We start from the raw sequence: 26,163 nt of genomic DNA on the forward strand, positions 1-26,163 counted from the left end.
GCGGAGGACTACCGTGGCAAAGAAATCGATGATGATCAAGGCCCAGCGGACCCCGAAATTCGGTGTGCGCCATTACAATCGCTGCCCGCTCTGCGGCCGGCCCCGGGCTTACTATCGCAAATTCGACATGTGCAGGATCTGCCTGCGCAAGCTGGCGTCCGAGGGGAAACTCCCGGGCGTGACCAAGTCCAGTTGGTAAAGAACCTCAAGGAGCTCAACCCATGGCAATGACTGATCCGATCGCGGATTTGCTGACTCGCATCCGTAACGCGGGGATGGCCAAGCACCAGAAGCTCGACATGCCTTCCTCCAACCTCAAGGTGGCGGTGGCGGCGGTGCTGAAGGACCTCGGCTATATCAAGAATTTCAAGACCGTCAGCGACGACAAGCAGGGCGTGCTGCGGATCTACCTCAAGTTTGACGGCGACAACCAGCACGTCATTCACGAGATCAAGCGGGTGTCGACGCCCGGTTGCCGGGTCTATGTCGGCAAGGACGAGATTCCGCGGGTCAAGAATGGTCTCGGTGCGGCGATCCTCTCCACCTCCCAGGGGGTGATGGATGACGGCGCGGCCCGCCAGGCCCAGGTCGGCGGCGAAATCATCTGCACCATCTGGTAACGAATATCCGTTACAAGGAGTAAGAGAGCAATGTCTCGTATCGGCAAACAGCCCATCGCGATTCCCTCGGGGGTGAAGGTCGCCCTCTCCGGAGAAACGATTTCCGTCCAGGGCCCCGGCGGCAGCCTGCAGCGTACCCTCTGTTCCGGCGTCAACGTCGCCGTCGAAGCCGACCGCATCCTGGTTAGCTCCGCTCCCGACGCGATCAACAACGCCCGCCAGGGGTTGATCCGGACCCTGATCGCCAACATGGTCGAAGGGGTGACCAAGGGGTTCTCCCGCGTCCTCGAGATCAACGGCGTCGGTTACCGCGCCGAACTCAAGGGCCCGATCCTCAACCTCAGCCTCGGCTACTCGCACCCGGTCGACTATCCCCTGCCGAAGGGGATCACGGTCGAGGTCGAGAAGCAGACCAAGATCACCGTCAAGGGGATCGACAAGGAACTGGTCGGCGCCACCGCGGCCAAGATCCGCTCCTTCCGGGAACCCGAACCCTACAAGGGGAAGGGGATCAAGTACGCCGACGAGCGGATTCTGCGCAAAGCCGGCAAGACCGGTAAAAAATAAATCCTTTCAGTTCAAGGAGAAACACAGTGAACGTTGCACAGAGCAGGCGTCAGGCGCGCCTGAAGCGCCAGGTGAGGGTTCGCCGCAAGGTCCATGGGACCGAGTCGCGCCCGCGCCTGTGCATCTTCCGCAGCGCCAAACACATCTACGCCCAGATTATCGAGGATGCCACCGGCCGCACCCTGATCACAGCCTCCACCGTCGTCAAGGGGGATGCCGAAGGGGTGAGCTACACCGGGAATATCGAGGCTGCCAAGGCGATCGGCGCCGCCATTGCCAAGAAGGCGCTGGCCCAGAACATCAACCAGGTGGTCTTTGACCGCAACGGGTTCCTCTACCACGGCCGGGTCAAGGCCCTCGCCGACGCGGCCCGTGAAGCTGGCCTGTCTTTCTAAGGGAAAAGGAGAAAACCTTTGCTTCGCATCGATGCTAACGAACTGAACCTGAACGACCGGGTGATTCACATCAACCGGTGCGCCAAGGTCGTCAAAGGTGGCCGCCGCTTCAGCTTCTCCGCCCTGGTGGTGGTGGGCGACGGTCAGGGATATGTCGGCTACGGTCTGGGTAAGGCCAAGGAAGTGCCCGAAGCGATCCGCAAGGGGGTCGAGCAGGCCAAGAAGAACCTGATCCGGGTACCGCTCAAGGACCGGACCATCCCCTTCGACGTGCTCGGCAAGTTCGGTGCCGGCAAGGTGCTGCTCAAGTCGGCCTCGGCCGGTACCGGTGTCATCGCCGGTGGCGCTGCCCGTGCCGTCCTCGAAGTGGCCGGGATTGGCGACATTCTTTCCAAGTGCCTGGGTTCCAACAACCCGCACAACGTCGTCAAGGCGACCGTCAACGCCCTCTCCCAGCTCAAGAGCGCAGAGGAAATCATGGAGCGCCGGGGACTGAATGTCGCCGCCGCTGCCGAGTAACAGCAGGAGACGGACAATGGCCGAAATCAAGATCACCCTGAAGAAGAGCGGCATCGCCCGCCCCGAATATTTCACCCGCGTACTCAAGGGCCTCGGGTTGACCCGGCTCCACCAGACGGTGGTGCTCAAGGACACTCCCGAGATCCGCGGCATGGTCCGCAAGGTCGCGCACATGGTCGCGGTCGAGGAATAGACTGAGACACGAGGATTGAACGTCATGGATCTGAGCAATCTGCAACCGGCAATCGGTTCGACCAAAAACAGGAAACGTCTCGGCCGCGGTCCCGGTACCGGCCAGGGGAAGACCTCCGGCAAGGGGCACAAGGGGCAGAAGGCACGCTCCGGCGGCAGCATCAAGGCCGGCTTCGAGGGGGGCCAGATGCCGTTGCAGCGGCGCCTCCCCAAGCGCGGCTTCACCCCGCTGTCGAAGAAGGTGTACGCCCTCGTCAACCTGCATGACCTCGCCCAGTTCGAGGCCGGCAGCGTGATCGATCTGGAAGCCCTCGGCAAGGTCGGGCTGATCAACCAGATCTACGATGGCGTCAAAATTCTCGGGGACGGCGAACTGACCGTTGCCCTCACCGTCAAGGCCCACAAATTCAGCAAGTCGGCCGCTGAGAAGATCGCCGCGGCCGGCGGCCAAGCCGAGGTTATCTAGTGTTCGCGAGCCTGCAGAACATCTTCGCCATTCCGGAGCTGCGCCGCCGCATCCTCTTCACTCTGGGGATGCTTGCCGTCTACCGGGTCGGCTGTCATGTGCCGACCCCGGGAATCGACGCCACGGTGCTCGCCAAGTTCTTCGAGGGGACCTCGGGAACCCTGCTCGGCCTCGTCTCTGCCTTCACCGGCGGCGCGCTGGAGCGGATGACCGTCTTCGCCCTCGGGATTATGCCCTACATCAGCGCCTCGATTATCCTGCAGCTGCTGACCGTCGTCTTTGAACCGGTCGAGCGGCTCTCGAAAGAAGGGGAGCAGGGGCGCAAGACCATCACCCGCTGGACCCGCTACGGGACGGTGGCACTGTCGGTCATCCAGGGCGCCGGGATAGCCGTCGGTCTGCAGTCGATGCGCGGCCCGGCCGGGGAACTGGTCGTCCCCAACCAGGGCTTCGGCTTCATTCTCCTCACCGTCATCACCCTGACCGCCGGCACCGCCTTCATCATGTGGCTCGGTGAGCAGATCACCGAACGCGGCATCGGCAACGGCATCTCGCTGATCATCTTCGCCGGCATCATCGCCAACCTGCCGTCGGCGGTGGTCAACTCGGTGCGGCTGCTGCAGACCGGGGCGCTGTCGCCGGTGGTGATGCTGGTGATCCTCGCCGCCATGGTCGCCGTCATCTGGGCGATCATCTTCATGGAGCGCGGCCAGCGCCGGGTACCGATCCACTACGCCAAGCGCGTGGTCGGCATGCGCAGCTACGGCGGCCAGACCAGCCACCTGCCGCTGAAGATCAACATGAGCGGCGTTATCCCGCCGATCTTCGCCAGCTCGATCATCATGTTCCCGGCGACGGTGGCCAACCTGGTCGACGTCCCCTGGGTGCAGAGCATCGCGGCGATGATGACCCCGAGCCACTGGCTCTACAACGTTTTTTTCGTTGCATTCATCATTTTCTTCTGTTATTTCTACACGGCTGTCACCTTCAACCCGGTCGACGTGGCTGACAACGTCAAGAAGCAGGGGGGTTACATCCCCGGCATCCGCCCCGGGAAGGCTACCGCCGAATACATCGATACCACCCTCAGCCGTCTGACCTTTGCCGGAGCGATCTACGTCTCGGCCGTCTGCGTGCTGCCGACGATCCTGATCGGCCAGTTCAACGTGCCGTTCTTTTTCGGCGGAACTTCGCTGCTGATCGTCGTCGGTGTCGGTCTCGACACCGCCTCCCAGATCGAGGCGCACCTGATCTCCCGTTCCTACGAGGGGTTCATGAAGGGCGTCACCATCAAGGGGCGGCGTGGCTAGAGGGACGGGAGTTCACCGATGAAACTGATACTGCTCGGTCCGCCCGGTGCCGGCAAGGGTACCCAGGCCAAGATGCTGACCGACCGTTTCTCCATTCCGCAGATCTCGACCGGGGATATCCTGCGTGCCGCCGTCAAGGCCGGCACCGAGATGGGTCTTCAGGCCAAGGCCTGCATGGACGCCGGGGCCCTGGTTCCGGACGCCGTGGTGGTTGGAATTGTCCGCGATCGCCTGCAGGAGAAGGATTGCCAGGCCGGTTTCATTCTCGACGGCTTTCCGCGCACCGTCCCCCAGGCCGAAGCGCTGACCGTCACCCTGGCCGAACTCGGCAAGAACCTCGACGCCGTCCTCTCCCTTGAGGTCGATGTCGAAGCGCTGGTCGAGCGGCTGACCGGGCGGCGCACCTGCCGCGACTGCGGGCGCGGCTATCATGTCAAGTTCGACCCCCCGCAAAAGGCCGGCATCTGCGACGCCTGCGGCGGTGAACTGATGCAGCGCGACGACGACCAGGAGGCGACGATCCGCAAGCGCCTCGAGGTCTACCGCGAACAGACCCTGCCTCTCGCCGGTTACTACCAGGAACTCGGCCTGCTGACCCGTGTCGACGGCATGCAGGAGATCGGCAGCGTCCAGCAGCAACTGCTGGCCGCGCTGCAGGCGGCCTGAGTTGATCATTATCAAGTCCGCCGCGGAACTCGACCGGATGCGGGTCGCCGGGCGGATCGTGGGTGAGATTCTCGCCCTGCTCAAGGAACGGATCGTGCCGGGGGTGACCACCGCCGAGCTGGACCGGCTCGCCGAGAGCGAATGCCGCAAGCGCAAGGTCAAGCCCGCCTTCAAGGGGTACGGCGGCTTTCCCTTTACGGTCTGTGCCTCGCCCAACGAAAAGGTGGTGCACGGCTTTCCCGACGCCACACCGCTGCGGGAGGGGGAGATTCTCAGTATCGACTTCGGGGTGATCAAAGACGGCTGGTATGGTGACGCCGCTTTCACCGCCCCGGTCGGCCGCATCAGCGCCGAGGCGCAACGCCTGCTGACGGTCACCGAGCGTTCCCTCGCCGCCGGGATCGCCGCTGCCGTCCCTGGCGGGCGCCTCTCCGATATCTCCCACGCGGTGCAGACCTGTGTGGAGGCGGAAGGGTTTTCGGTGGTGCGTGATTTCGTCGGCCATGGCATCGGCCGCGCCCTGCACGAATCGCCGCAGATTCCCAACTTCGGCCCGGCCGGACAGGGGCCGCGGCTCAAGCCGGGAATGACCCTGGCGATCGAACCGATGATCAATGCCGGCGCACCGGGGGTCAAGGTTCTCGGTGACGGCTGGACCGCGGTGACCCTGGACGGCAAGCTCTCCTGTCACTTCGAGCACAGCGTGGCCATCACCGAACACGGCCCGGAGATTCTGACCCTGGTCTAACATCGTGGCCCGGACCGCCCCAGGGGGGAGCCGGGCATAAGCTTTCGATTTCGACACTGTTTCAGAAAAGGAACCAACCCATGAAAGTCCGAGCTTCGGTCAAGACCATCTGCGACAAGTGCAAGGTCATCAAGCGCAAGGGCATCGTCCGGATTATCTGCGAGAACCCCAAGCATAAGCAGAAACAAGGCTAAGGGATTAGGAGGAACAGACATTGGCACGCATCGCTGGTATCGACTTACCGAGAAATAAGCGCATCGAGGTGGCCCTCACCTACATCTACGGCATCGGCCGCTCCTCGTCCCAGAACATTCTTGCCAAGGCCGGGGTCGACGGGAACACCCGTTCCGACGACCTGACCGAGGCTGAAGTCGGCAAGCTGCGCGACATCATCGACCGTGAAGTGCGGGTCGAGGGTGACCTGCGCCGGGAAATCTCCATGAACATCAAGCGTCTCATGGATCTCGGCTGCTACCGCGGGCTGCGCCACCGTCGCGGACTGCCGGTGCGCGGTCAGCAGACCAAGACCAACGCCCGCACCCGCAAGGGGCCCCGCAAGACCGTCGCCGGTAAGAAGAAATAATTGGAGGAACCATGGCTAAGCCAGGGAAAAAAGTCGTCAGAAAAAAAGTTGAGAAGAAGAATATCGCCAATGGCGTGGTCCATATCCAGGCGACCTTCAACAACACCATCGTCAGCATCACGGATGCCGCCGGGAACGTGATCTCCTGGGCCACCGCCGGTGGTCAGGGTTTCAAGGGGTCGCGCAAGAGCACTCCCTTCGCCGCCCAGATGGCTGCCGAAAGCGCCGCCAAGAAGGCCCAGGAACATGGCCTGCGCAGCGTCGAGGTACAGGTCAAGGGCCCCGGTGCCGGTCGTGAGTCGGCGCTGCGCGCCCTCTCCGCCGCCGGCCTCGCCATCACCGTGATCAAGGACGTCACGCCGATTCCGCACAACGGCTGCCGTCCCCCCAAGCGTAGAAGAGTCTAACCAGGACAAGGAGGACGAACGTTGGCCAGATATACAGGTCCCGTCTGCCGTCAGTGCAGAAGGGAAAACATGAAGCTGTTTCTCAAGGGCGATCGCTGCCATACCGACAAATGCGCCGTCGAACGCCGCGCCTACGCCCCCGGCCAGCATGGCCAGGGCCGCATCAAGGTCTCCGACTACGGTACCCAGCTGCGTGAAAAACAGCGCATGAAGCGTACCTACGGCCTGCTCGAAAAGCAGTTCCGCTCCTACTTCGTCGAGGCCGACCGCCTCAAGGGCGTGACCGGCGAGAACCTGCTGATCCTCCTCGAGCGTCGTCTCGACAGCATCGTCTACCGCATTGGTTTCGCGACCTCCCGGAACGAAGCCCGGCTGCTGGTCCGCCAGGGACACTTCCTGGTCAACGGCCGCAAGGTCAACATCCCCTCCTTCCAGGTTCGGGTCGGCGATGTCGTCGAGCTGCGCGAGAAGAGCCGCCAGATCGCCCGCGTCAACGAGGCCCTCGATGGTGTCATGCGCCGCGGCGTCCCCTCCTGGGTCGAACTCGACCGGGCCGCCTTCAAGGGGAGCCTGAAGACCCTGCCGGTGCGGGACGAGATGACCACTCCGGTCTTCCAGGAACACCTCATCGTCGAGCTTTACTCCAAGTAACCCGGACCGGCTGCGACGACAAACTTCCCACGGAGGAATCGAATGTACAAAAACTGGAGAGAACTCATCAAGCCCAAGCGCCTCCAGGTCGAGACGGATACCCTCAGCGACACCTATGGCAAGTTCTACGCCGAGCCCTTCGAGCGCGGTTTCGGTACGACCCTGGGCAACTCGCTGCGCCGTGTGCTCCTCTCCTCCCTCCAGGGTGCGGCGATCACTTCGGTGCGGATCAAGGGTGTGCTGCATGAGTTCTCGACCATTCCCGGGGTAACCGAGGACGTCACCGACGTCATCCTCAACCTCAAGGGGGTTCTGCTCAAGATTCACGGCCAGGACAGCCGCAACATCCGTATCGTCAAGAAGGGGACCGGGGTCATCACCGCCGGGGATATCATCACCGATTCCCATGTCGAGATCCTCAACCCCGAGCATCATATCTGCACCTGTTCCAAGGACGCCGACCTCGAGATGGACATGGTCGTCGCCAACGGCAAGGGGTACGTCCCCGCCGAGCGTAACCGCGACGAGAAGGCCCCGGTCGGGACGATTCCGATCGATGCCATCTTCTCGCCGATCAAGAAGGTCAACTTCGCGGTCTCCAATGCCCGCGTCGGTCAGATCACCGACTATGACAAGCTGACCCTCGAAGTCGTCACCGACGGCAGCGTCAAGCCCGAGGACGCCGTCGCCTACGCCGCCAAAATTCTCAAGGAGCAGCTGCAGATCTTCATCAACTTCGATGAGGCGAGCGAGCCCTCCGACGAGGCGGCGAGCGAAGAGAGCCGCAAGATCAACGAGAACCTCTACCGCTCGGTGGAAGAGCTCGAACTCTCGGTGCGCAGCGCCAACTGCCTGAAGAACGCCAACATCCGCCTGATCGGCGACCTGGTGCAGCGCAGCGAAGCGGAGATGCTCAAGACCCAGAACTTCGGCCGCAAGTCCCTCAACGAGATCAAGGACATCCTCTCCGAGATGGGACTGACCCTGGGGATGAAGATCGACAACTTCCCCGATCCCGAGTACCTGCGAATGATTCAGAAAGGGAACGAGGAGCTTTAAGGCTCCTTGCCCGACGGATAAACCAGAAAGGACCAGACGATGCGTCACAATAAATCCGGCCGCAAGCTCGGACGCAACTCCAGCCACCGCAAGGCCATGATGCGCAACATGGTGACCAGCCTGCTCGACTCCGAGCGGATTGTCACCACCGACTGCCGCGCCAAGGAACTGCGCAAGATTGCCGACCGCCTGATCACCCTCGGCAAGCGCGGCGACCTGCACGCCCGCCGCCAGGCTGCCGAGACGATCATGGACAAAAAGGTCGTCGCCAAGCTCTTCGACCGCCTCGGACCCCGTTACGCCAGCCGTCCCGGTGGTTACACCCGGATCATCAAGCTCGGCAACCGCCTCGGCGACAACGCGCCGCAGTCGATCATCGAGCTGGTCGAGGAAGAGTTCACCGCCAAGGTGAAGGCGCCCAAGGCCAAGCCTGCCGCCAAGAAGAAAGCTGCGCCGGCCCCGGTGGTCGAGGAAGCCGCTACGGTCGAAGAGGCCCCGGCCGCGGAAGCCGCTGCGGCGGAAGAGCCGAAGGCCGAGTAAGCCAAATTAGGTTTGGATCGAACAGGAGGGCAGGGCGCATGGCGGCCTGCCCTCTTGTCGTTATGCGCAAGTGCGATGAGGTGAACCGATGCAGGCCAGGGAACTCGCCCGCCAGTTGAAGAGCAAACAACCGCCCGTGGTCGTCGATGTGCGCAGCGGTTTCGAATACCGCGCCGGCCACATCCCCGGCGCCATCCATGCCCCCGCGCTGCAGATCCTGCTGCGCCTGGCGAAGCTCCCTGCTGACAAGGGGACGCAGCTGGTCGTCACCTGCGAACACGGTCCCCGCGCCCAGCTCGGCAGGACCTTCCTCGCCCTCTCCGGCTACCGCAACGTCGAACTCCTCGACGGCCACATGAATGGCTGGCGCCGCGCCGGCCTGCCCCTGGCCAGGTAGCTTGCCGCAAAATTCAAAAATGAACTACCCCGCAGCAAGCTACGGGGTATCAACAGCCTACACCCTTAGTAAAAATCGCGCAGCAAGCTGCGGGGAATTGAACCCAACTTTTGATTCAAAATTCAAAATTCAACTCCCCCCCTCCCGTTGACACTCCCTCCCCCCGGGGGTATGGTGGCGGTGCAGCCTGCACCTCTTCCACCCTGTCAAGACGCCCGCAGATGAAATTCGCCCACTCGGCCACCCTCGCCACCAACCTCGTCCTGTTCAGTCTCCTCGCCACCGGCATGGGGCAGTCGATGACCTTCGCCCTGCTCGCCCCGCTGGGGCGGGAAGTCGGATTCGGCGAACTGCAGGTCGGCCTGATCATCACCTGCTCCTCCCTCGTCTTTACCCTCGCCAGCCCGGTCTGGGGCCGGTTCTGCGACCGCTGGGGGCGCAAGCCGGGGCTCCTCGTCGGCCAGTTCGGCTATGCCCTCGGCTGCTTTCTCTTCGCCCTCGTCTTTTTCGTCGGGCTGCGCGGCCTGCTTACCGGGCTCCCCCTCTACCTGCTCGCCATCAGCGCGCGGGTGCTGATGGCGGCGCTGATGTCGGCGGCGCCGAGTGCTGCTGCCGCCTATATCGCCGACACCACCAGCGCCGGGGAGCGCACCGCCGGGATGGGGCGCCTCGGCGCCGCCCGCACCCTCGGCGCGATCCTCGGCCCGGCCCTGAGCGGCCTGCTGGTCGCCCTCGGCCTCCTCGCCCCCCTCTACATTGCCGCCGGCGTTGCCCTGCTGAGCGCGCTGCTGCTGGCGCTGATCGTCCGTGAGCCGGAGCGGCAGGAGCCGGCGCGCAACCGCCGCGGGCGCCTCAAGCTCTTCGACCGGCGCTACTTCCCCTTTATCCTGGTCGGTTTCGCGACCTTCTTCGCCTTTTCGATGACGAGCCAGACCATCGGTTTCTACTTCCAGGACCGCTTCGTCCTCGACGCCCGCGCCACCGCCCAGGCGATCGGCATGGGGCTGATGGCCTCGGCGGTGATGTCTCTCTTCGCCCAGACCTTCGTGGTGCGGCGGCGGGCGATGACGCCGACCCGACTGCTGCGCAGCGGGCTGCCGATCCTGCTGCTCGGCTACGCGGCTCTCCTCGCCGCCGGCAGCATCCCGCTGCTGGTCGCCGCGATGGCGGTGCTCGGCCTCGGCCTCGGCCTGGTCGCCCCCGGCTTCACCGCCGGCGCCTCCCTCGCTGTCGGTCCGAGGGAGCAGGGGGCGGTCGGCGGCCTGGTTTCGGCCTGTCCGGCGGCCGGCTTCGTCCTCGGCCCACTGATCGGCACCAGCCTCTACCAGCTCCATCCAACCCTGCCGTACCTCTGCGGTGGCCTGCTGATGGTTCCGCTCTTCTTTTACGCCTGGCGTATTAAATTGCGGCCTTACAATGGGGCCGGGCCTTCCTGACTGGCTGGCTCAAATCCAGGCCAAGGCTGGGTTTCACGCGGATCAGGTCCGATCACTTCGGATAAAAATCGGATCAGGCCCAGGTCTTTGGTAAAATCCGATTTTAATCAGACCTGATCCGAAGTTATCCGCGCGACACGCAGTTAAGACCCTGGTTTCTGTCAAATAGAATCTGCTAGAATCGGATGGAAAAATCGCGGTTTGATCTGCAGTGACCCGCGCGCAACCCCTTTGACCCTTCTTTTTTCAAGGAGCAGACCGATGAAATGTCACGAAGTCGACTACCGGATTATCGGCGACGATATGCAGATGGTGCAGGTCGAACTCGACCCGGGCGAGACGGTGATCGCCGAGGCCGGGGCGATGAACTACATGGAGGAGGGGATCGTCTTCGAGACCCGCATGGGGGACGGCTCCCGGCCCGACCAGGGGATGCTCGGCAAGCTCTTCAGCGCCGGCAAGCGTGCCTTGACCGGCGAATCCCTCTTCATGACCCACTTCACCCACCGCGGTCCCGGCAAGGCCCACGTCGCCTTCGCCGCCCCCTTCCCGGGGCGGATCATCCCCCTCGACCTCGGCCGCCTCGGCGGGGAGATCCTCTGCCAGAAGGAATCGTTCCTCTGTGCCGCCTTCGGCACCGCCCTCGGCATCGCCTTCCAGCGCAAGCTCGGCGTCGGCTTCTTCGGCGGCGAGGGGTTCATCCTGCAGCGGCTGCAGGGGGACGGCCTGGTCTTCATTCACGCCTGTGGCACCATCGTCGAGCGCGAGCTCAAGGGGGAGACGCTGCGGGTCGACACCGGCTGCCTCGTCGCCTTCGAGCCGACCGTCCAGTACGACATCGAGCGCGCCGGCAACCTCAAGAGCATGTTCTTCGGCGGCGAGGGGCTCTTTCTCGCCACCCTGCGCGGGCATGGCAAGGTCTGGCTGCAGAGCCTCCCCTTCAGCCGTCTCGCCGACCGCATCCTTGCCAACGCGCCGCGCCAGGGGGGCGCCCAGACCGGCGAAGGGTCGGTCCTCGGCGGCCTCGGCCGGCTCCTCGACGGCAACTGAAATACCGGTCACCAGGAAATGCCCATGAAACTCGTCTCCTTCAATGTCAACAGCATCCGCAGCCGCCTCCACCAGCTCGAGGCGCTGGTTGCCGCCCACCAGCCGGAGATCATCGGCCTGCAGGAGACCAAGGTCCAGGATGGCGACTTTCCCCTCGCCGCGATTGCCGCCCTCGGCTACCAACCGGTCTACGCCGGGCAGAAGACCCACTACGGCGTCGCCCTCCTCTCCCGGCAGCAGCCGCTCCAGGAGCAGATCGGTTTTCCCGGCGACGGCAACGGGGCGCAGAAGCGCTTCGTCGCCGGCCGCTACCGGCTCGCTGACGGCAGCGAGCTGCAGGTGCTCAACGGCTACTTCCCGCAGGGAGAGAGCCGCGACCACCCGGTCAAGTTTCCGGCCAAGGAACAGTTCTACGCCGATCTGCTGGGCTACCTTGAGGAGCACTGTGACCCGGCCACCCCCCTCGCCCTGCTGGGGGATTTCAACGTCGCCCCCGTCGACCTCGATATCGGCATCGGCGCCGACAACGCCAAGCGCTGGCTGCGCACCGGCAAGACCAGCTTCCTCCCCGAGGAGCGTGAATGGTTCGAACGCCTCACCACCTGGGGGCTGCACGACAGCTTCCGCGCCCTCCATCCGCAGGTCGACGACCGCTTCAGCTGGTTCGACGACCGCTTCAGCTGGTTCGACTACCGCAGCCGCGGCTTCGAGTCCGACCCGCGCCGCGGCCTGCGCATCGACCACATCCTCGTCACCGCGCCACTGCTGGCGCGCTGCACCGGCGCCGGTATCGACTACGAGATCCGCGCCATGGAGCGGCCGTCCGATCATTGCCCGGTCTGGGTGGAGCTCGATTAAGGAGCGAGGTTTGCGGGGCGACGATAAGTTCAAAGCGTGTCGCGCGGATAACTTCGGATCAGATCTGATTAGGTTCGGATTCAACCTATAGCCTGAGTCTGATCCGATTTTTATCCGAAGTGATCGGACCTGATCCGCGAGAAACCCCAGGCCTTAAAGGCGTCTCGCGCGGATAACTTCGGATCAGATCTGATCAGGTTCGGATTGAGTCAAGAGCCTAAGGCTGATCAGACTTTTATCCGAAATGATCGGACTTGATCCGCGAGAAACCCCGCAGTTAGGCCCTTGCCATTTGAGTCTTACAAACAGGAGATCCCATGGAAACGACCACCTGGACCCCCGCCGAGCTGCTCAAACTCTCCGGCAGCTACTGGCAGACCTGCACCCTGCACGCCGGGGTCAAGCTCGACCTCTTCACCCAATTGACGGAGCAGCCGCGCAGCGCCGCCGAGCTCGCCGCGGCGCTGGCGATCCCCGCGCGCGGGCTGGCGATGCTCCTCGACGCCCTCGCCGCGCTGGAGCTGCTGCGCAAGGAGGGGGAGAACTACGCCGCCACCGACTTTGCCGCCGCCTTCCTCGACCGCAACGCCCCCGGCTACCTCGGCCACATCATCCTGCACCACCATCACCTGGTCGAGAGCTGGAGCCGCCTCGACGAGGCGGTGCGCAGCGGTGCGCCGGTGCGGCGGCGCGCCTCCCACGATGCCGGGGAGGCAGAGCGCGAAGCCTTCCTGATGGGGATGTTCAACCTCGCCAACCTCCTCGCCCCCAAGGTCGCGGCCCAGGTCGACCTCGCCGGGCGCCGGCACCTGCTTGATCTCGGCGGCGGTCCCGGCACCTACGCCATCCACTTCTGCCGCCGCAACCCGCAGCTGCGGGCCACCATCGTCGACCTGCCGACGACCCGCCCCTTCGCCGAAGAGACCGTCGCCCGGTTCGGTCTCCGCGAGCGCATCGACTTTGTCGCCGGCGATTTCAACGACGACGCCATTCCCGGCTCTTTCGACGTCGCCTGGCTCTCCCACGTCCTTCACAGCGAGGGTCCGCGGCAATGCGCGGCGCTTCTCGCCAAGGCAGTCGCGGCGCTGGAGCCGGGGGGCCTGCTGCTGGTGCAGGAGTTCATCCTCGACCTTGAGCGCACTTCGCCCCTCTTCCCGGCCCTCTTCTCCCTCAACATGCTGATCGGCACTCCTGACGGCCAGTCCTACAGCGAGCCGGAGCTGGCGGCGATGCTGCGCGAGGCCGGGCTGCAAGCGGTCGAGCGGATTCCCCTGGAGCTGCCCAACGGGGCGGGGGTGATGGTGGGACGGAAACCCTGAACCAGCAAGGCAAAAGCGTGTCACATGGATAACTTCGGATCGAATCTGATTAGGTTCGGATTGAACCAGGAACCGAGGCCTGATCCGATTTTTATCCGAAGTGATCAGTCCTGATCCGCGAGAGACCCCGCATAAGGGCTTTTCCCCCGGGGGAAGCTGTCGGAGGGCCTGCTTAACATGCGCAGCTGTATAATAAATAAGTTATCTTTTTGTTGACAAATATAATCCATATATTATAAAAATCATGGAGATTAATAATATAGGGGTTATATATGCAGCCAAAACATCGTCGTACCATGCGGGACCAGCTCGATAAGACCTTTGCCCAGCTGGCCAATGTCAAAGCCCTGCAGCCCCCCGTCAAGGGCTGGTTGCGTTCCATCCGGGAAGCCCTCGGCATGTCCGGCAAGCAACTGGGTGAGCGGCTGGAGGTCAGTCAGCCGCGTATCGTTCAACTGGAGAGGGACGAGCTGTCCGGGGCGCTGACTCTCAAGAGCATGCGGCAGGCCGCCGCAGCCATGGACTGTCAGTTTGTTTACGCGGTCGTGCCACGTACCAGTCTGGAAGAGACCGTACGTCAGCAAGCCCGGAAGGTTGCCGCCAGGCGTCTCGCCCGGACTTCGCATACCATGCTTCTGGAAGACCAGTTGGTATCGGACGATGAACAGCAAAAGATGCTTGAAGAGAAGGTCGAAGAGCTGATCCGCAACATTCCCAATGATTTCTGGTCCGATATCCCATGAACTTTGACTATCCTGCAGGGGCCACACCGATCGATCCCGATGAGGCGCAGGGGCTTTTGTTGCCGCATATCCGCACGCGAGAAGAGCTCGATCGCTGGGAGCAGGAGAATATCTCGGGGGCAGAGGACGCGGTTCTCAGGCGCAAGCAAAAGGACATCCTGACCGAGAAATACGCTCGCGATCTGCACAAGAGGATGTTCGGCAACGTCTGGCGTTGGGCTGGTGACTTTCGCCGGAGTCAGAAGAATATCGGTATCGAATGGATGCAGGTTCCGGTCGCGCTGCGTCAGTTGTTTCAAGAGGTCAATGGCTGGCTGGAGTATCAATCCTGAGGGTGTAAAAAAGATTGTGTAAATGGCCATTCAGGGGTACACCGGGACCCCACCCTCTAAGGAGCCCCCATGGCCATCGAAAAAGATCTGCTGGACCGTCTGCTTGCCGACTACAAGAAGCCCGAAGACCTGATCGGCGAAACCGGCTTGCTTAAACAGCTCACCAAGGCCCTTCTGGAACGAGCTTTGGAAGCGGAATTGACCCAACACCTGGGGCACGAGAAGCATGCTCCCGTGGCCACGAAAGGCGGCAATGCCCGCAATGGCAAGTCGGCCAAAACCATCAAGGGCGAATTCGGCAAACTGCCGATCGAGGTTCCGCGTGACCGGGACAGCAGCTTCGAGCCGCTCATCATTCCCAAGGGCCAGACCCGCTTCGCCGGCTTCGACGGCAAGATCATCTCCCTCTACGCCCGGGGGATGACGACCCGGGAGATCCAGGGGCATCTGGAAGAGATTTATGGCGTCGAGGTCTCTCCCGCCCTCATTTCCAGCGTGACCGATGCCGTCGCGGACGAGGTCAAGATCTGGCAGAACCGACCGCTCGACGCCCTCTATCCCATCGTCTATATGGACGCGGTCCGGGTCAAGGTGCGAGACAACGGCCACGTCAGCAATAAAGCGGTCTACCTGGCCCTGGGCGTCACCCTGGACGGCATCAAGGAGGTCCTGGGCATGTGGGTGGCCGAGAACGAGGGCGCCAAGTTCTGGCTACAGGTGGTGACCGAGTTGAAAAACCGGGGTGTCGAAGACATCTTCATCGCCTGCGTGGACGGGCTCAAAGGTTTCCCCGAGGCCATCGAAGCAGTCTTTCCTCGCACCCAGGTCCAGCTCTGCCTCGTTCACATGGTGCGCCATTCTCTCCGCTACGTCTCCTGGAAACAGCGCAAGGAAGTGGCGGCCGATCTGAAGTCCATTTACCAGGCCGCGACGGCCGAGCAGGCCGAAATGAACCTGACGGAGTTCGAAGCGAAGTGGGATAAAACCCACCCCTCCATCGGCCAGTCCTGGCGGCGCAACTGGGAGAGAATCACCCCGTTTTTCGCCTACCCGGCGGAGATTCGCAAGGTGATCTACACCACCAATGCGATCGAATCGCTAAACATGTCGCTGCGCAAGGTCACCAAGAACCGGGGCTCATTCCCCAACGACGCAGCCATGTTCAAACTGCTCTACCTGGCGCTAAACAATATCGCCAAGAAATGGACCCTGCCGATTCGGGACTGGAAGGCCGCCCTCAACCAGTTCTCTATCTTGTTCGAAGGCAGGTTGCCGGTTTACTGACGACAAAAACCCAAGCCATTTACACAAACTGATTTACACCGCCTCAATCCTACCCACCCGATGAGATTGCCGCCAGGTTTCATCATCGCCTGGTCGCCATTCATGCGTTTGCCAACGGGAATGGTCGCCATGCACGCCTGATGGCTGATGTGCTGCTGGTTCATCTGCTGGGGCAGAAACGTTTCAGCTGGGGTCAGGAGAATCTGACCAACGCTGGTGAATGCCGCCGCCGCTACATTGAGGCCCTGCAGGCAGCAGATCGCCACGACTATGGCCCACTGCTGGTTTTTGTTCGGTCGTAAAACTATTCGCCGCGAATACCGCGGTTTTATTGACGTCTGGTCCGGTGGTTGCTCCGGGAATGTCCCTTCCACGTGCGGCATAGGCGTCTCGCGCGGATAACTTCTGGTCGAATCTGATTAGTTTCGGATTGAACCAAAAACCCAGGCCTGATCCGATTTTTATCCAAAGTGATCGGACCTGATCCGCGAGAAACCCAAAGCCTTAAAGGCGTGTCACGCGGATTACTTCGGATCAGATCTGATTAGGTTCTGATTGATCGAAATGGCTAGGGCTTGATCCGAATTTTATCCGAAGTGATCAGGCCTGATCCGCGAGAACCCCAAGGCCTTAAAGGCGTGTCACGCGGATTACTTCGGATCAGATCTGATCAGGTTCTGATTCAATCCAGAAACTAATGCCTGATCCGATCTTTATCCGAAGTGATCGGACCTGATCCGCGCGAAATCCGTCTTTGAATTTGACTGCAAGCGGAGGAACCGATGTCGAGCTTTCAGCACCTCACCACCGAAATCCGCCCCGACGGCGCCGCCCTCCTTACCCTTAACCGTCCGCAGCAGCGCAACGCCCTCTCCATCGCCCTGCGCGAAGAGTTGAGTGCCTGCCTTGCCCTCTGGCGCGACGACCCGGCGGTGGGGGCGGTGGTGATCCGTGGCAGCGGGCCGGTCTTCTGCGCCGGCTTCGACCTCAAGGACTTCGCCGACCCGGCGCGCTTCGACGACCTCTTCGCCTCCTCGGCCCGCTACCACCGCGACCTCTGGCACTTCCCCAAGCCGGTCATCGCCGCCATCGACGGCCCGGCCCTGGGGGGCGGCCTCGACCTGGCGCTCCTCTGCGACCTGCGGCTGGCGAGCGAAAGTGCCAGCTTCGGCCATCCCGAGGGAAAGTTCGGCGCCCCGCCGCTCTACTCGCTCCTCGCCTGGGTGGTCGGCGCCGGCCGCGCCCGCGAACTCTGTCTCACCGGCCGGCGCATCGATGCTGCCGAGGCGTTGCGGATCGGCCTGGTCAACGAGATCGTCTCCGGCGACGGGCTGCTGGACCGGGCGCTGGCCCTTGCCGCCGAGATCCTGGCGGCGCCGGCGGCGACCTTGCGTTTTGCCAAGGCGATGATGAACGCCAGTGCCGGCGGGGATTTCGAGGCGACCTTTGCGGTGGAGCACGACCGGGCGTTTCGGGAGGTGCTGCTGCCGCTGATGGCGGAGCGGGGGAGGGGTGGTCAGCCGTAACAGGAAGGGTAAGAGGCGTCGCACGCGGATAAATTCGGATCGGGTCTGATTAAGTTCGGATTGACCCAGAGACCAAGGCTTGATCCGATTTTTATCCGAAGTGATCGGGCCTGATCCGTGTGATACCCAAAGGCTTAAGGCGTCTCTCGCGGATAACTTCGGATCAGGTCCGATTAAGGTCGGACTCAAACAGGAGATCAGGGGTTAATCAGATTCTTATCCGAACTGATCGGACCTGATCCGCGCGAAACCGGGTTTTCGTCCGATATTGTCGCCGTTGCCAGGCGCCAGTTGCCAGCGCCGACCACGGATTCCGCATTGACACCTTCATCCCCCACGGCGTATCTTGGCAAGGTCTTATTTCTTAGACCCTGTGGGGGGATGATGTTGGCGGGATCGTTCGGGAAAATGGAAGTTTAAAATTAAGGGCCGCGACTGCCGGGTAATGCCGGTGGCGCGGCCTTCTTTGTTTTGATGGTGGTTTAATTCTTTTGTTTGATGAGGGGTAGGATCTTGAAAACGATTGATGTCTCCTGCGCAATCATCGAAAAAGACGGCTTGGTTCTAGCCGCTCAACGCAGCGAGTCGATGAGCCTCCCCCTTAAGTGGGAGTTCCCTGGCGGTAAGCTTCACCCCCATGAAGACGCTGCCACGTGTTTGAAACGGGAGATTGAAGAGGAATTAGGTATTGGCATTCACATCAAGGATTCCCTCCCTCCCTCGGACTGGCAATACCCCGCCTTTGGAATTACCCTTCACCCCTTCATATGCACAATGAATTCGGACGTCATCGTCCTAACCGAGCATAAGGCTGTTGCATGGGTAGTGCCTGTGAAACTCCCTTCCCTTGACTGGGCTGACGCTGACATCCCGGTGCTGCAGAACTATCTCAAGTACCTAGTGTCTAGTTGCAAAAGTTAGCGATAGTGTTTCTCAGTTGCGACCCCTTGACCTCTCGCTTACGCCATACAAAAGGCTTGGCGTTGGGCTGATAGGCTTCTATAAAGGCCTCGATGGCCGCACGCAACTGGTCAATGCTTTGAAAACTGGCGTTCTTCAGTGCCTTACGTGAAAGAATGCCGAACCATATCTCGACTTGATTGAGCCAACTTGCAGAAGTCGGTGTAAAGTGAAACATGACGTTTGGGTGCTGCGCAAGCCATTCGTCGTTGCGTTTATGAATGCAATAATTGTCCAGGATCACGTGAATTTCTCGCTGGTCGCTGTCCGGAAGTTCTGAGAGGACCTGATCCATGAAGGCTAGGAAATCAACCCTTCTCTTGAACTCGGTTGTCTGCGTATGCACGGCGCCTGTCGCTACGTTGAGCGCCGCAAAAAGGTTCAGGGTTCCATGCCGTTTGTAGGTGCTCTTTAGGCCCTGGACGACTTTGCCGCTACTGGTACAGACATACCCTTTGGCGCGCTCAAGCGCCTGGATGCTCGGTTTCTCATCGACTGAGATCACCAAGGCTTTTTCGGGGGGCGCCAGGTAGAGCCCGATAATGTCAGCCGCCTTTGGTGCGAACTCTGGATCAGTGCTTACGCACCAACTTCGTTGTCGGGCAAGGCTGATATTGTGCTTGCGCAGCACTCGCCAAATGGCATCATCCGAAGCGCCAAACTGCTTGGCAAGCGCCGGGCCGTCCCAACATGCCTGGCCGGGCGGTGGCGGAAGTTCCAACGCTTTCAGAACTCGCGTTTGAAACGCCTGGTCATATTTCGGCGGTTTGCCAGAGCGCGGGCGATCATATAGCCCGGCAATACCCGCAGCGGAGAAACGGTTCCGCCATTCAATAACCGTGTTCGGGCGCACGTTAAGATCCATGGCGACCTTGCTGACGGATTCTCCGTCAAGGAGTTTGCAGATAATCCGGGCACGTTCAACAAGGCGCGCCTCCATGCTTCGACTGCTTGCCCATTCCCTGAGTGTCTGGCGGTCCTTTTCGCTGCACAGGGGTATTGGAGATTTTCTCGGCATAAGCGACTCCTTTCACGATGGTGGGGGTGAAAGAAGTCTATATTATAACGCTTAGTTTTGCAATTAAACACTAGCTGGGGGAACCAATGGCAAATAAGCCGCCCTCAGGAATCTATGAAGCCCTCCTCTCAGAGGATCTTCAAAATGTGCTTTTTAAGCACCCTGAGCTGCGCACTGTCTTTGGCAAGATCGACACAGAGGAGCAGCCGGCCCGCTACGCCGCTTTTGTCGCCAGGGTGCTTGAGCAGGCACTACGTGAAGAGCCTGATCCTGAGAGGCGTCGCGCCCTTTGCAACCATGTTCTTGAACAGGTCGCTAAGGAGCCTGGCAGAAATCACCTGGAGGGGCATCGGCTTGTTTCGGACCAGAAGCCGCTCTTGCTCGAAATCACTCCTCCACACTATGGTTCCTCTGGCATCCCCCGGCCTCACACGCCGCTTGCCGAAAGCACTCTCTTCACCGGCTCCCCACAGGAGCCGCAACTCGGCCACGAACTATTGGAAGAGATGCGCTCCGCCGATGGCGTGGACATTCTCGTCTCCTTCATCAAATGGTCCGGACTGCGACTGCTGCTACCGGCCTTTGAAGACCTGCGCGACCGGCAGGTGCCGGTACGGCTGATTACCACCTCTTACATGGGGGCTTCCGATGCCCCGGCAGTAGAGTGGCTGGCAAAGCTGCCCAACGTGCAGGTGCGCGTCTCCTACGATACCGAGCGCACCCGCCTCCATGCCAAGGCCTACCACTTCCGGCGGCAGAGCAGTTTTTCTACCGCCTACATCGGATCGGCCAATATGTCCCAAGCGGCTATCACCAGTGGGCTTGAGTGGAACCTTAAGGTTACCGCACAGGATATGCCGCACATTCTCGACAAGTTCATTGTCGAGTTTGAAACTTATTGGAACAGCCGCGAGTTTACTCCCTTCGATCCGGAGCGGCCCGAGCAGTTTCGCAGTGCTCTGGCACGCGCCAAGAGTAATGGGGCATACAGCCCAGCGGTTTTTTTCGACCTCAGTCCTCATCCGTTTCAGGAGCGGATTCTCGAAGCCCTGGAGCGGGAGCGCTCCGCCCACGACCGCTGGCGCAACCTGGTGATCGCCGCCACCGGCACCGGCAAGACGGTGGTGGCCGCCTTCGATTTCAAACGCTTCTTCGAGCAGCGCAAGCGGCAGGTGCGGCTGCTCTTTGTGGCTCACCGGCAAGAGATCCTGCAGCAGGCTTTAGGCACCTTCCGTAACATTCTGCGCGACCAGAATTTCGGCGATTTGCAGGTTGGCCCCTTTGAAGCCACCCGCCTGGAGCACCTGTTCTGCTCTGTCGGCATGCTCGCATCCCGCCGTCTCTGGGATCAGGTGGGGAGCGGTTTCTACGATTACATCGTCATCGATGAGGCCCATCACGGCACTGCCAGCAGCTATCGACCGATCTTCGACCACTTTGCCCCACAGATTCTATTGGGCCTGACCGCCACCCCGGAGCGGATGGATGGCGACAACGTCGCCGCCGACTTTGGCAATCGTTTTGCCGCCGAGATTCGCCTCCCCGAAGCGCTGGAGGAAAAGCTCCTCTGCCCCTTCCATTATTTCGGCATTGCCGACCCCATCGCCATCCATGGCGATCAGTTCTGGCGCAATGGCAAGTACGACGCCGCTGCGCTGGAAAACGTCTATGTGCTGGATGCGGCTCGCGCTCGCCAGCGGGTTGGGGCGATCATCACCGCCATGCACCGCTACGAGCCGATTGTGGCGAGCCTCAAGGGGATCGGCTTCTGTGTCACCATCCGCCATGCCGAATACATGGCCGAGCAGTTCAGCCTGCACGGCATCCCGTCCGCCGCGTTTACCTCCAATAGCGATAGCGACCAGTGCGCCGACCTGCTTGCCCGGCTGAAGAACGGCCAGCTCACCTTCCTCTTCACCGTGGACAAATTGAGTGAAGGGGTGGACGTGCCGGAGATCAACACCGTCCTCTTCCTGCGCCCCACCGAGAGCCTGACGGTCTTTCTCCAGCAGCTCGGCCGCGGCCTGCGCCATGCCCCGGAGAAGGACTGTCTCACCGTCCTCGACTTTGTCGGTCAGGCCCACCGCCGCTACCGCATCGACACCAAACTGAAAGCGCTCCTCCCCCGGCACCGCTTCTCCATCGACAAGGAAGTAGAGCAGGATTTCCCCCATCTCCCGGCCGGCTGCGCCATCCAGCTTGACCGGCTCTCCCGCCAGTACGTGCTGGAGAACATCCGGGAGAACCTCGGACGACTGGCCGTGCAGGTGCCGGACCGTCTCCAGACCTTCACCAGCGAGACCGGCCAGGAGCTGACCTTTGGTAACTTTATCCGCTACCACGATTACGAGCCGGAAGTGCTGCTGGCCAAGGAGTCGTGGAGCGAGTGGAAAGCCAAGGCCCAACTGGCGCCGCTCCCGGTCGATCCCGATCTGGCACGGCTCAAAAAGGCACTTATCCGGGCCGCCTTTATCAATGGGCCACGGGAAGCGGCGCTGCTGCGGCAGGTGCTGGCCATGCTGGCGGTCGGGCAGGTGGCTGAGGCGCTGGAGCTTGCCGGTTCATCGGCTATGCTGCTCTATTACCGCATCTGGGGGGACAAGGCGGAGAAAGTGGGTATAGCGTCGCTGGCCGATGCCTTCCACCGGCTCGCCGCTAACCCGACGGTCTGCGCCGATCTGGATGAGATTCTGGCCTGGTCGTTGGATAGCACCGAGGTTGCCGGGATCGTCCCGGAGTTGCCGTATGCCGTGCCGTTGGAGCTGCACGCCCAGTATGGCATCAGGGAAGTTCAGGCGGCCTTTGGCCGGGCGACGCTGGAGAGCAGCGGCCAGGCCGGCGTCGGGGTGATGCACTTTGCCGAGCAGAAGACCTATGCCCTGCTGGTGACCTTCCAGAAGACGAAAAAGGAGTTCTCCCCCAGCACCATGTATGCGGATTACCCCATCAGCCGGGAGCTGCTGCACTGGGAGTCACAGGCCAACACCGCCCAGCACCACACCGACGGGCAGAACCTGATTCACCATCAAGAGCGGGGCTACACGATTCTGGTCTTTGCCCGTGAGCAGAAGAAGCGGAATAACGTGACGGTGCCGTTCACCTACCTGGGGCCGGTGGATATGGTGAGTTACGAGAACGAGCGGCCGATCAAGATGGTCTGGCGGCTCAGGTATGCCATGCCGGTGGAGATGTTTGAGGATAATCGAAGGGGTGGGTAAATTGCCTTGTTCGCGGATGGGAGAGATTGTCGCGTTGATTTAGTTGAAATGTCACATGCAGATGCAAGTTAAATTCTCTTCGCATAATCTACTTCATATAAGGGGATTCAGGGAGGAACATGGCGGCACTACGGAACGGAGAATGGCTCGCCCCCTTCTGGGGGGCAGAAAAGACATTCATCACTGGGCAGGACATGCTTGGGATGCAAACAAGTCTCCAGGGTCACCCATTAAAAGGCGCCGGTCAATAGGGTAAAAAACTCCCGCGGAGGGTGTAAAAAAGATTGTGTAAATGGCCATTCAGGGGTACACCGGGACCCCACCCTCTAAGGAGCCCCCATGGCCATCGAAAAAGATCTGCTGGACCGTCTGCTTGCCGACTACAAGAAGCCCGAAGACCTGATCGGCGAAACCGGCTTGCTTAAACAGCTCACCAAGGCCCTTCTGGAACGAGCTTTGGAAGCGGAATTGACCCAACACCTGGGGCACGAGAAGCATGCTCCCGTGGCCACGAAAGGCGGCAATGCCCGCAATGGCAAGTCGGCCAAAACCATCAAGGGCGAATTCGGCAAACTGCCGATCGAGGTTCCGCGTGACCGGGACAGCAGCTTCGAGCCGCTCATCATTCCCAAGGGCCAGACCCGCTTCGCCGGCTTCGACGGCAAGATCATCTCCCTCTACGCCCGGGGGATGACGACCCGGGAGATCCAGGGGCATCTGGAAGAGATTTATGGCGTCGAGGTCTCTCCCGCCCTCATTTCCAGCGTGACCGATGCCGTCGCGGACGAGGTCAAGATCTGGCAGAACCGACCGCTCGACGCCCTCTATCCCATCGTCTATATGGACGCGGTCCGGGTCAAGGTGCGAGACAACGGCCACGTCAGCAATAAAGCGGTCTACCTGGCCCTGGGCGTCACCCTGGACGGCATCAAGGAGGTCCTGGGCATGTGGGTGGCCGAGAACGAGGGCGCCAAGTTCTGGCTACAGGTGGTGACCGAGTTGAAAAACCGGGGTGTCGAAGACATCTTCATCGCCTGCGTGGACGGGCTCAAAGGTTTCCCCGAGGCCATCGAAGCAGTCTTTCCTCGCACCCAGGTCCAGCTCTGCCTCGTTCACATGGTGCGCCATTCTCTCCGCTACGTCTCCTGGAAACAGCGCAAGGAAGTGGCGGCCGATCTGAAGTCCATTTACCAGGCCGCGACGGCCGAGCAGGCCGAAATGAACCTGACGGAGTTCGAAGCGAAGTGGGATAAAACCCACCCCTCCATCGGCCAGTCCTGGCGGCGGAACTGGGAGAGAATCACCCCGTTTTTCGCCTACCCGGCGGAGATTCGCAAGGTGATCTACACCACCAATGCGATCGAATCGCTAAACATGTCGCTGCGCAAGGTCACCAAGAACCGGGGCTCATTCCCCAACGACGCAGCCATGTTCAAACTGCTCTACCTGGCGCTGAACAATATCGCCAAGAAATGGACCCTGCCGATTCGGGACTGGAAGGCCGCCCTCAACCAGTTCTCTATCTTGTGCGTATTCCGAGCCAAACTTTCCACCGATTCCGATGCAAACTTGCCACTGATTCCGATCCAAACTTGCCAGTCATTCCGACGCAAGGTTTCCACCCGTTCCGATCCAAACTTTCCAGTTTGAGCGGAAGAGGTCGGTGAATCTGTCAGACTGATCAAAGTTCTCGCGACGCTGGGTAACCGCGGGGTACAACCTTCTGGACTTTTTCCAGGAGGTGGTCCCATTGGCACACACGAGGTTATCCATGCGCAAGATCAAGGACGTTCTGCGTCTGCATTACGAAGCCGGCCTGACACAGCGGGCCATCGCCCGCTCCGTCGGCACGTCACACACCACGGTGGGCGAATTTCTGAGACGCGCCGCTCACGCCGGGTTGTCTTGGCCGCTGCCAGAGAATCTGGACGAAACCCGACTTGAACAGTTGCTCTTTCCGCCAGCGCCAGTCATTCCCGCCGACCAGCGCCCCATGCCCGACTGGGCGACCATCCATCAGGAACTCAAGCGCAAGGGCGTCACCCTGGGGCTGCTCTGGGAGGAATACCAGAACAGCCATCCCGAGGGGTATCGCTACAGCCGTTTCTGCGATCTGTACCGTGAGTGGTCCGGCAAACTGCGTCTGTCGATGCGTCAGGTGCACAAAGCCGGCGAGAAGCTGTTTGTCGACTACACCGGCCAGACCCTGCCGATCGTCGACCGCCGCACCGGCGAGATCCGCGAAGCGCAACTGTTCGTCGCGGCCCTGGGGGCGAGTTCCCAGACGTTTGCCGAAGCCACCTGGACCCAAGGGCTGCCGGACTGGATCGGCTCGCATGTCCGGGCCTTCTCCTTCTACGGCGGAGTGCCCGAGATCGTTGTTCCGGACAACCTGAAAAGCGCCGTCTCCAAACCCTGCCGCTACGAACCGGACATCAACCCCACCTATGCGGAGCTGGCCGCTCACTATGGCTGCGCGGTGATTCCGGCGCGGGTGCGCAAACCCAAAGACAAGGCCAAGGTCGAGGCGGCGGTTCTGGTCGCCGAGCGCTTCATCCTGGCGCGGCTGCGCAACCGTACCTTCTTCAGTCTGGCCGAGGCCAACGCCGCCATTCGGGAGCTGGTGGAGCACCTCAACCGGCGCCCCTTCAAGAAGCTTCCCGGCTGCCGCCAGCAGCTCTTCGACACCCTGGAACGTCCGGCTCTGAATCCTCTGCCGGCGACCCCCTATACGTTCGCCGAATGGCGCCATGCGCGGGTCAACATCGATTACCATGCCGAAGTCGACCACCACTACTACTCGGTCCCGTATGTGCTGGTGAAGCAGCAGCTCGACGTGCGCCTGACGGCGACCACCGTCGAATTTCTGCACAAAGGGCAACGGGTGGCCTCCCATGTCCGCTCCTCTGAGCGCGGTCGCCACACCACTCTCGGCGAGCACATGCCCAAAAGCCACAGGGAGTATGCCGAATGGACGCCGCAGCGCCTGGTTTCCTGGGCGGCCAAAACCGGACCGCACACCGCCGCCTTGGCAGAGAAGATCCTGGCCTCACGGGCCCATCCCCAGCAGGGCTACCGCAGCGTCCTGGGGCTGATCCGGCTGGCCAAGACCTACACGCCCGAGCGCCTGGAAGCGGCCTGCCAGCGGGCCCTGGCAACAAACGCCTGTCGCCTCAAGAGCGTCGCCTCGATCCTCAAAACCGGACTGGACCGCCAGTCGCTCCCCGAGTCCACCGAATCCCAACTCTCATTGCTGCCGAGTCACGACAACATCCGCGGCGCCGGCTACTACCACTGAC

The 26,163-nt window shown here is 61.6% G+C and carries 29 protein-coding genes and 2 pseudogenes; 30 read left to right on the forward strand and 1 reads right to left on the reverse strand.

Annotated features, from left to right (window positions below):
* The first annotated feature begins 13 nt into the window (after positions 1 to 13).
* The 27 genes and pseudogenes from ACYQ8E_RS16925 (at position 14) to ACYQ8E_RS17055 (ending at position 18,589) form a co-directional block, all read left to right on the forward strand.
* Positions 14 to 199 (forward strand): type Z 30S ribosomal protein S14, encoded by a 186-nt coding sequence (locus ACYQ8E_RS16925; RefSeq protein WP_459861506.1) that lies wholly within the window; start codon positions 14 to 16, stop codon positions 197 to 199.
* Between the two features lie 22 nt (positions 200 to 221).
* Positions 222 to 620: a 30S ribosomal protein S8 gene (gene rpsH / locus ACYQ8E_RS16930; protein ID WP_066725422.1), complete on the forward strand. Its 399-nt coding sequence runs from the start codon at positions 222 to 224 to the stop codon at positions 618 to 620.
* A gap of 30 nt (positions 621 to 650) precedes the next feature.
* Positions 651 to 1,187: a 50S ribosomal protein L6 gene (rplF, locus tag ACYQ8E_RS16935; protein ID WP_066725424.1), complete on the forward strand. Its 537-nt coding sequence runs from the start codon at positions 651 to 653 to the stop codon at positions 1,185 to 1,187.
* Positions 1,188 to 1,213: 26 nt separating this feature from the next.
* A complete protein-coding gene (gene rplR / locus ACYQ8E_RS16940) occupies positions 1,214 to 1,582 on the forward strand; it encodes a 50S ribosomal protein L18 (RefSeq protein WP_459861509.1) in 369 nt (122 codons plus the stop codon).
* Between the two features lie 18 nt (positions 1,583 to 1,600).
* Positions 1,601 to 2,101: a 30S ribosomal protein S5 gene (rpsE, locus tag ACYQ8E_RS16945; RefSeq protein ID WP_066725430.1), complete on the forward strand. Its 501-nt coding sequence runs from the start codon at positions 1,601 to 1,603 to the stop codon at positions 2,099 to 2,101.
* A gap of 16 nt (positions 2,102 to 2,117) precedes the next feature.
* Complete coding sequence (rpmD, locus tag ACYQ8E_RS16950) at positions 2,118 to 2,294, forward strand: 50S ribosomal protein L30 (protein WP_066725433.1); 177 nt, start codon at positions 2,118 to 2,120, stop codon at positions 2,292 to 2,294.
* A gap of 24 nt (positions 2,295 to 2,318) precedes the next feature.
* Complete coding sequence (rplO, locus tag ACYQ8E_RS16955; RefSeq protein WP_459861511.1) at positions 2,319 to 2,759, forward strand: 50S ribosomal protein L15; 441 nt, start codon at positions 2,319 to 2,321, stop codon at positions 2,757 to 2,759.
* Entirely contained in the window at positions 2,759 to 4,069 is a 1,311-nt protein-coding gene (gene secY, locus ACYQ8E_RS16960; protein WP_066725439.1) for a preprotein translocase subunit SecY, read from the forward strand. The genes rplO and secY overlap by 1 nt, the downstream gene beginning before the upstream one ends.
* Before the next feature lie 18 nt (positions 4,070 to 4,087).
* Positions 4,088 to 4,735, forward strand: a complete 648-nt coding sequence (locus tag ACYQ8E_RS16965; protein ID WP_459861514.1) for an adenylate kinase — start codon at positions 4,088 to 4,090, stop codon at positions 4,733 to 4,735.
* Position 4,736: 1 nt separating this feature from the next.
* Positions 4,737 to 5,483, forward strand: a complete 747-nt coding sequence (map, locus tag ACYQ8E_RS16970; RefSeq protein WP_066725453.1) for a type I methionyl aminopeptidase — start codon at positions 4,737 to 4,739, stop codon at positions 5,481 to 5,483.
* Positions 5,484 to 5,563: 80 nt separating this feature from the next.
* Positions 5,564 to 5,677: a 50S ribosomal protein L36 gene (rpmJ, locus tag ACYQ8E_RS16975; RefSeq protein ID WP_066725456.1), complete on the forward strand. Its 114-nt coding sequence runs from the start codon at positions 5,564 to 5,566 to the stop codon at positions 5,675 to 5,677.
* Between the two features lie 20 nt (positions 5,678 to 5,697).
* A complete protein-coding gene (gene rpsM, locus ACYQ8E_RS16980) occupies positions 5,698 to 6,066 on the forward strand; it encodes a 30S ribosomal protein S13 (protein WP_066725459.1) in 369 nt (122 codons plus the stop codon).
* An 11-nt stretch (positions 6,067 to 6,077) separates the two neighbouring features.
* Positions 6,078 to 6,473, forward strand: coding sequence for a 30S ribosomal protein S11 (rpsK, locus tag ACYQ8E_RS16985; protein ID WP_066725462.1), 396 nt, complete (start codon positions 6,078 to 6,080; stop codon positions 6,471 to 6,473).
* A 21-nt stretch (positions 6,474 to 6,494) separates the two neighbouring features.
* The gene (gene rpsD, locus ACYQ8E_RS16990; RefSeq protein ID WP_066725471.1) at positions 6,495 to 7,124 is read left to right on the forward strand and encodes a 30S ribosomal protein S4; all 630 of its coding nucleotides are present in this window, start codon (positions 6,495 to 6,497) and stop codon (positions 7,122 to 7,124) included.
* Between the two features lie 42 nt (positions 7,125 to 7,166).
* Positions 7,167 to 8,183: a DNA-directed RNA polymerase subunit alpha gene (locus ACYQ8E_RS16995; protein ID WP_066725474.1), complete on the forward strand. Its 1,017-nt coding sequence runs from the start codon at positions 7,167 to 7,169 to the stop codon at positions 8,181 to 8,183.
* Between the two features lie 39 nt (positions 8,184 to 8,222).
* Entirely contained in the window at positions 8,223 to 8,723 is a 501-nt protein-coding gene (gene rplQ, locus ACYQ8E_RS17000; RefSeq protein ID WP_459861518.1) for a 50S ribosomal protein L17, read from the forward strand.
* A gap of 88 nt (positions 8,724 to 8,811) precedes the next feature.
* Positions 8,812 to 9,120, forward strand: a complete 309-nt coding sequence (locus ACYQ8E_RS17005) for a rhodanese-like domain-containing protein (RefSeq protein WP_066725480.1) — start codon at positions 8,812 to 8,814, stop codon at positions 9,118 to 9,120.
* A gap of 221 nt (positions 9,121 to 9,341) precedes the next feature.
* Entirely contained in the window at positions 9,342 to 10,556 is a 1,215-nt protein-coding gene (locus ACYQ8E_RS17010) for an MFS transporter (protein WP_459861521.1), read from the forward strand.
* A 261-nt stretch (positions 10,557 to 10,817) separates the two neighbouring features.
* Positions 10,818 to 11,606, forward strand: a complete 789-nt coding sequence (locus ACYQ8E_RS17015; protein WP_459861522.1) for a TIGR00266 family protein — start codon at positions 10,818 to 10,820, stop codon at positions 11,604 to 11,606.
* 24 nt (positions 11,607 to 11,630) lie between these two features.
* A complete protein-coding gene (xthA, locus tag ACYQ8E_RS17020; RefSeq protein ID WP_459861524.1) occupies positions 11,631 to 12,464 on the forward strand; it encodes an exodeoxyribonuclease III in 834 nt (277 codons plus the stop codon).
* Positions 12,465 to 12,781: 317 nt separating this feature from the next.
* Complete coding sequence (locus ACYQ8E_RS17025; protein ID WP_459861526.1) at positions 12,782 to 13,783, forward strand: methyltransferase; 1,002 nt, start codon at positions 12,782 to 12,784, stop codon at positions 13,781 to 13,783.
* A 272-nt stretch (positions 13,784 to 14,055) separates the two neighbouring features.
* A complete protein-coding gene (locus ACYQ8E_RS17030; protein ID WP_459861527.1) occupies positions 14,056 to 14,526 on the forward strand; it encodes a mobile mystery protein A in 471 nt (156 codons plus the stop codon).
* Positions 14,523 to 14,858 (forward strand): mobile mystery protein B, encoded by a 336-nt coding sequence (locus ACYQ8E_RS17035; protein ID WP_459861529.1) that lies wholly within the window; start codon positions 14,523 to 14,525, stop codon positions 14,856 to 14,858. The genes ACYQ8E_RS17030 and ACYQ8E_RS17035 overlap by 4 nt, the downstream gene beginning before the upstream one ends.
* A 69-nt stretch (positions 14,859 to 14,927) precedes the next feature.
* On the forward strand, positions 14,928 to 16,142 hold the full coding sequence (locus tag ACYQ8E_RS17040; RefSeq protein WP_066722594.1) for an IS256 family transposase: 1,215 nt from the start codon (positions 14,928 to 14,930) through the stop codon (positions 16,140 to 16,142).
* Positions 16,143 to 16,189: 47 nt separating this feature from the next.
* A pseudogene (locus tag ACYQ8E_RS17045) lies at positions 16,190 to 16,444 on the forward strand (mobile mystery protein B); the annotation flags it as partial.
* 480 nt (positions 16,445 to 16,924) lie between these two features.
* Positions 16,925 to 17,668 carry an enoyl-CoA hydratase/isomerase family protein gene (locus ACYQ8E_RS17050; RefSeq protein ID WP_459861531.1) on the forward strand — a complete coding sequence of 248 codons (744 nt, stop codon included), beginning with the start codon at positions 16,925 to 16,927 and terminating at the stop codon, positions 17,666 to 17,668.
* A 513-nt stretch (positions 17,669 to 18,181) separates the two neighbouring features.
* Positions 18,182 to 18,589: a (deoxy)nucleoside triphosphate pyrophosphohydrolase gene (locus ACYQ8E_RS17055; RefSeq protein ID WP_459861533.1), complete on the forward strand. Its 408-nt coding sequence runs from the start codon at positions 18,182 to 18,184 to the stop codon at positions 18,587 to 18,589.
* Here the strand turns inward: ACYQ8E_RS17055 and ACYQ8E_RS17060 are convergent.
* On the reverse strand, positions 18,573 to 19,646 hold the full coding sequence (locus tag ACYQ8E_RS17060; protein WP_082820209.1) for an IS630 family transposase: 1,074 nt from the start codon (positions 19,644 to 19,646) through the stop codon (positions 18,573 to 18,575). The genes ACYQ8E_RS17055 and ACYQ8E_RS17060 overlap by 17 nt on opposite strands.
* An 86-nt stretch (positions 19,647 to 19,732) precedes the next feature.
* Between ACYQ8E_RS17060 and ACYQ8E_RS17065 the strand changes: the two genes are divergently transcribed.
* The 3 genes and pseudogenes from ACYQ8E_RS17065 (at position 19,733) to istA (ending at position 26,162) form a co-directional block, all read left to right on the forward strand.
* Positions 19,733 to 22,864 carry a DEAD/DEAH box helicase gene (locus ACYQ8E_RS17065; protein WP_459861535.1) on the forward strand — a complete coding sequence of 1,044 codons (3,132 nt, stop codon included), beginning with the start codon at positions 19,733 to 19,735 and terminating at the stop codon, positions 22,862 to 22,864.
* A gap of 339 nt (positions 22,865 to 23,203) precedes the next feature.
* Positions 23,204 to 24,388: pseudogene (locus tag ACYQ8E_RS17070) on the forward strand (IS256 family transposase); the annotation flags it as partial.
* 247 nt (positions 24,389 to 24,635) lie between these two features.
* Complete coding sequence (gene istA, locus ACYQ8E_RS17075; protein WP_066723643.1) at positions 24,636 to 26,162, forward strand: IS21 family transposase; 1,527 nt, start codon at positions 24,636 to 24,638, stop codon at positions 26,160 to 26,162.
* Position 26,163: the final 1 nt, after the last annotated feature.

The sequence above is a fragment of the Desulfuromonas carbonis genome (assembly GCF_054658035.1).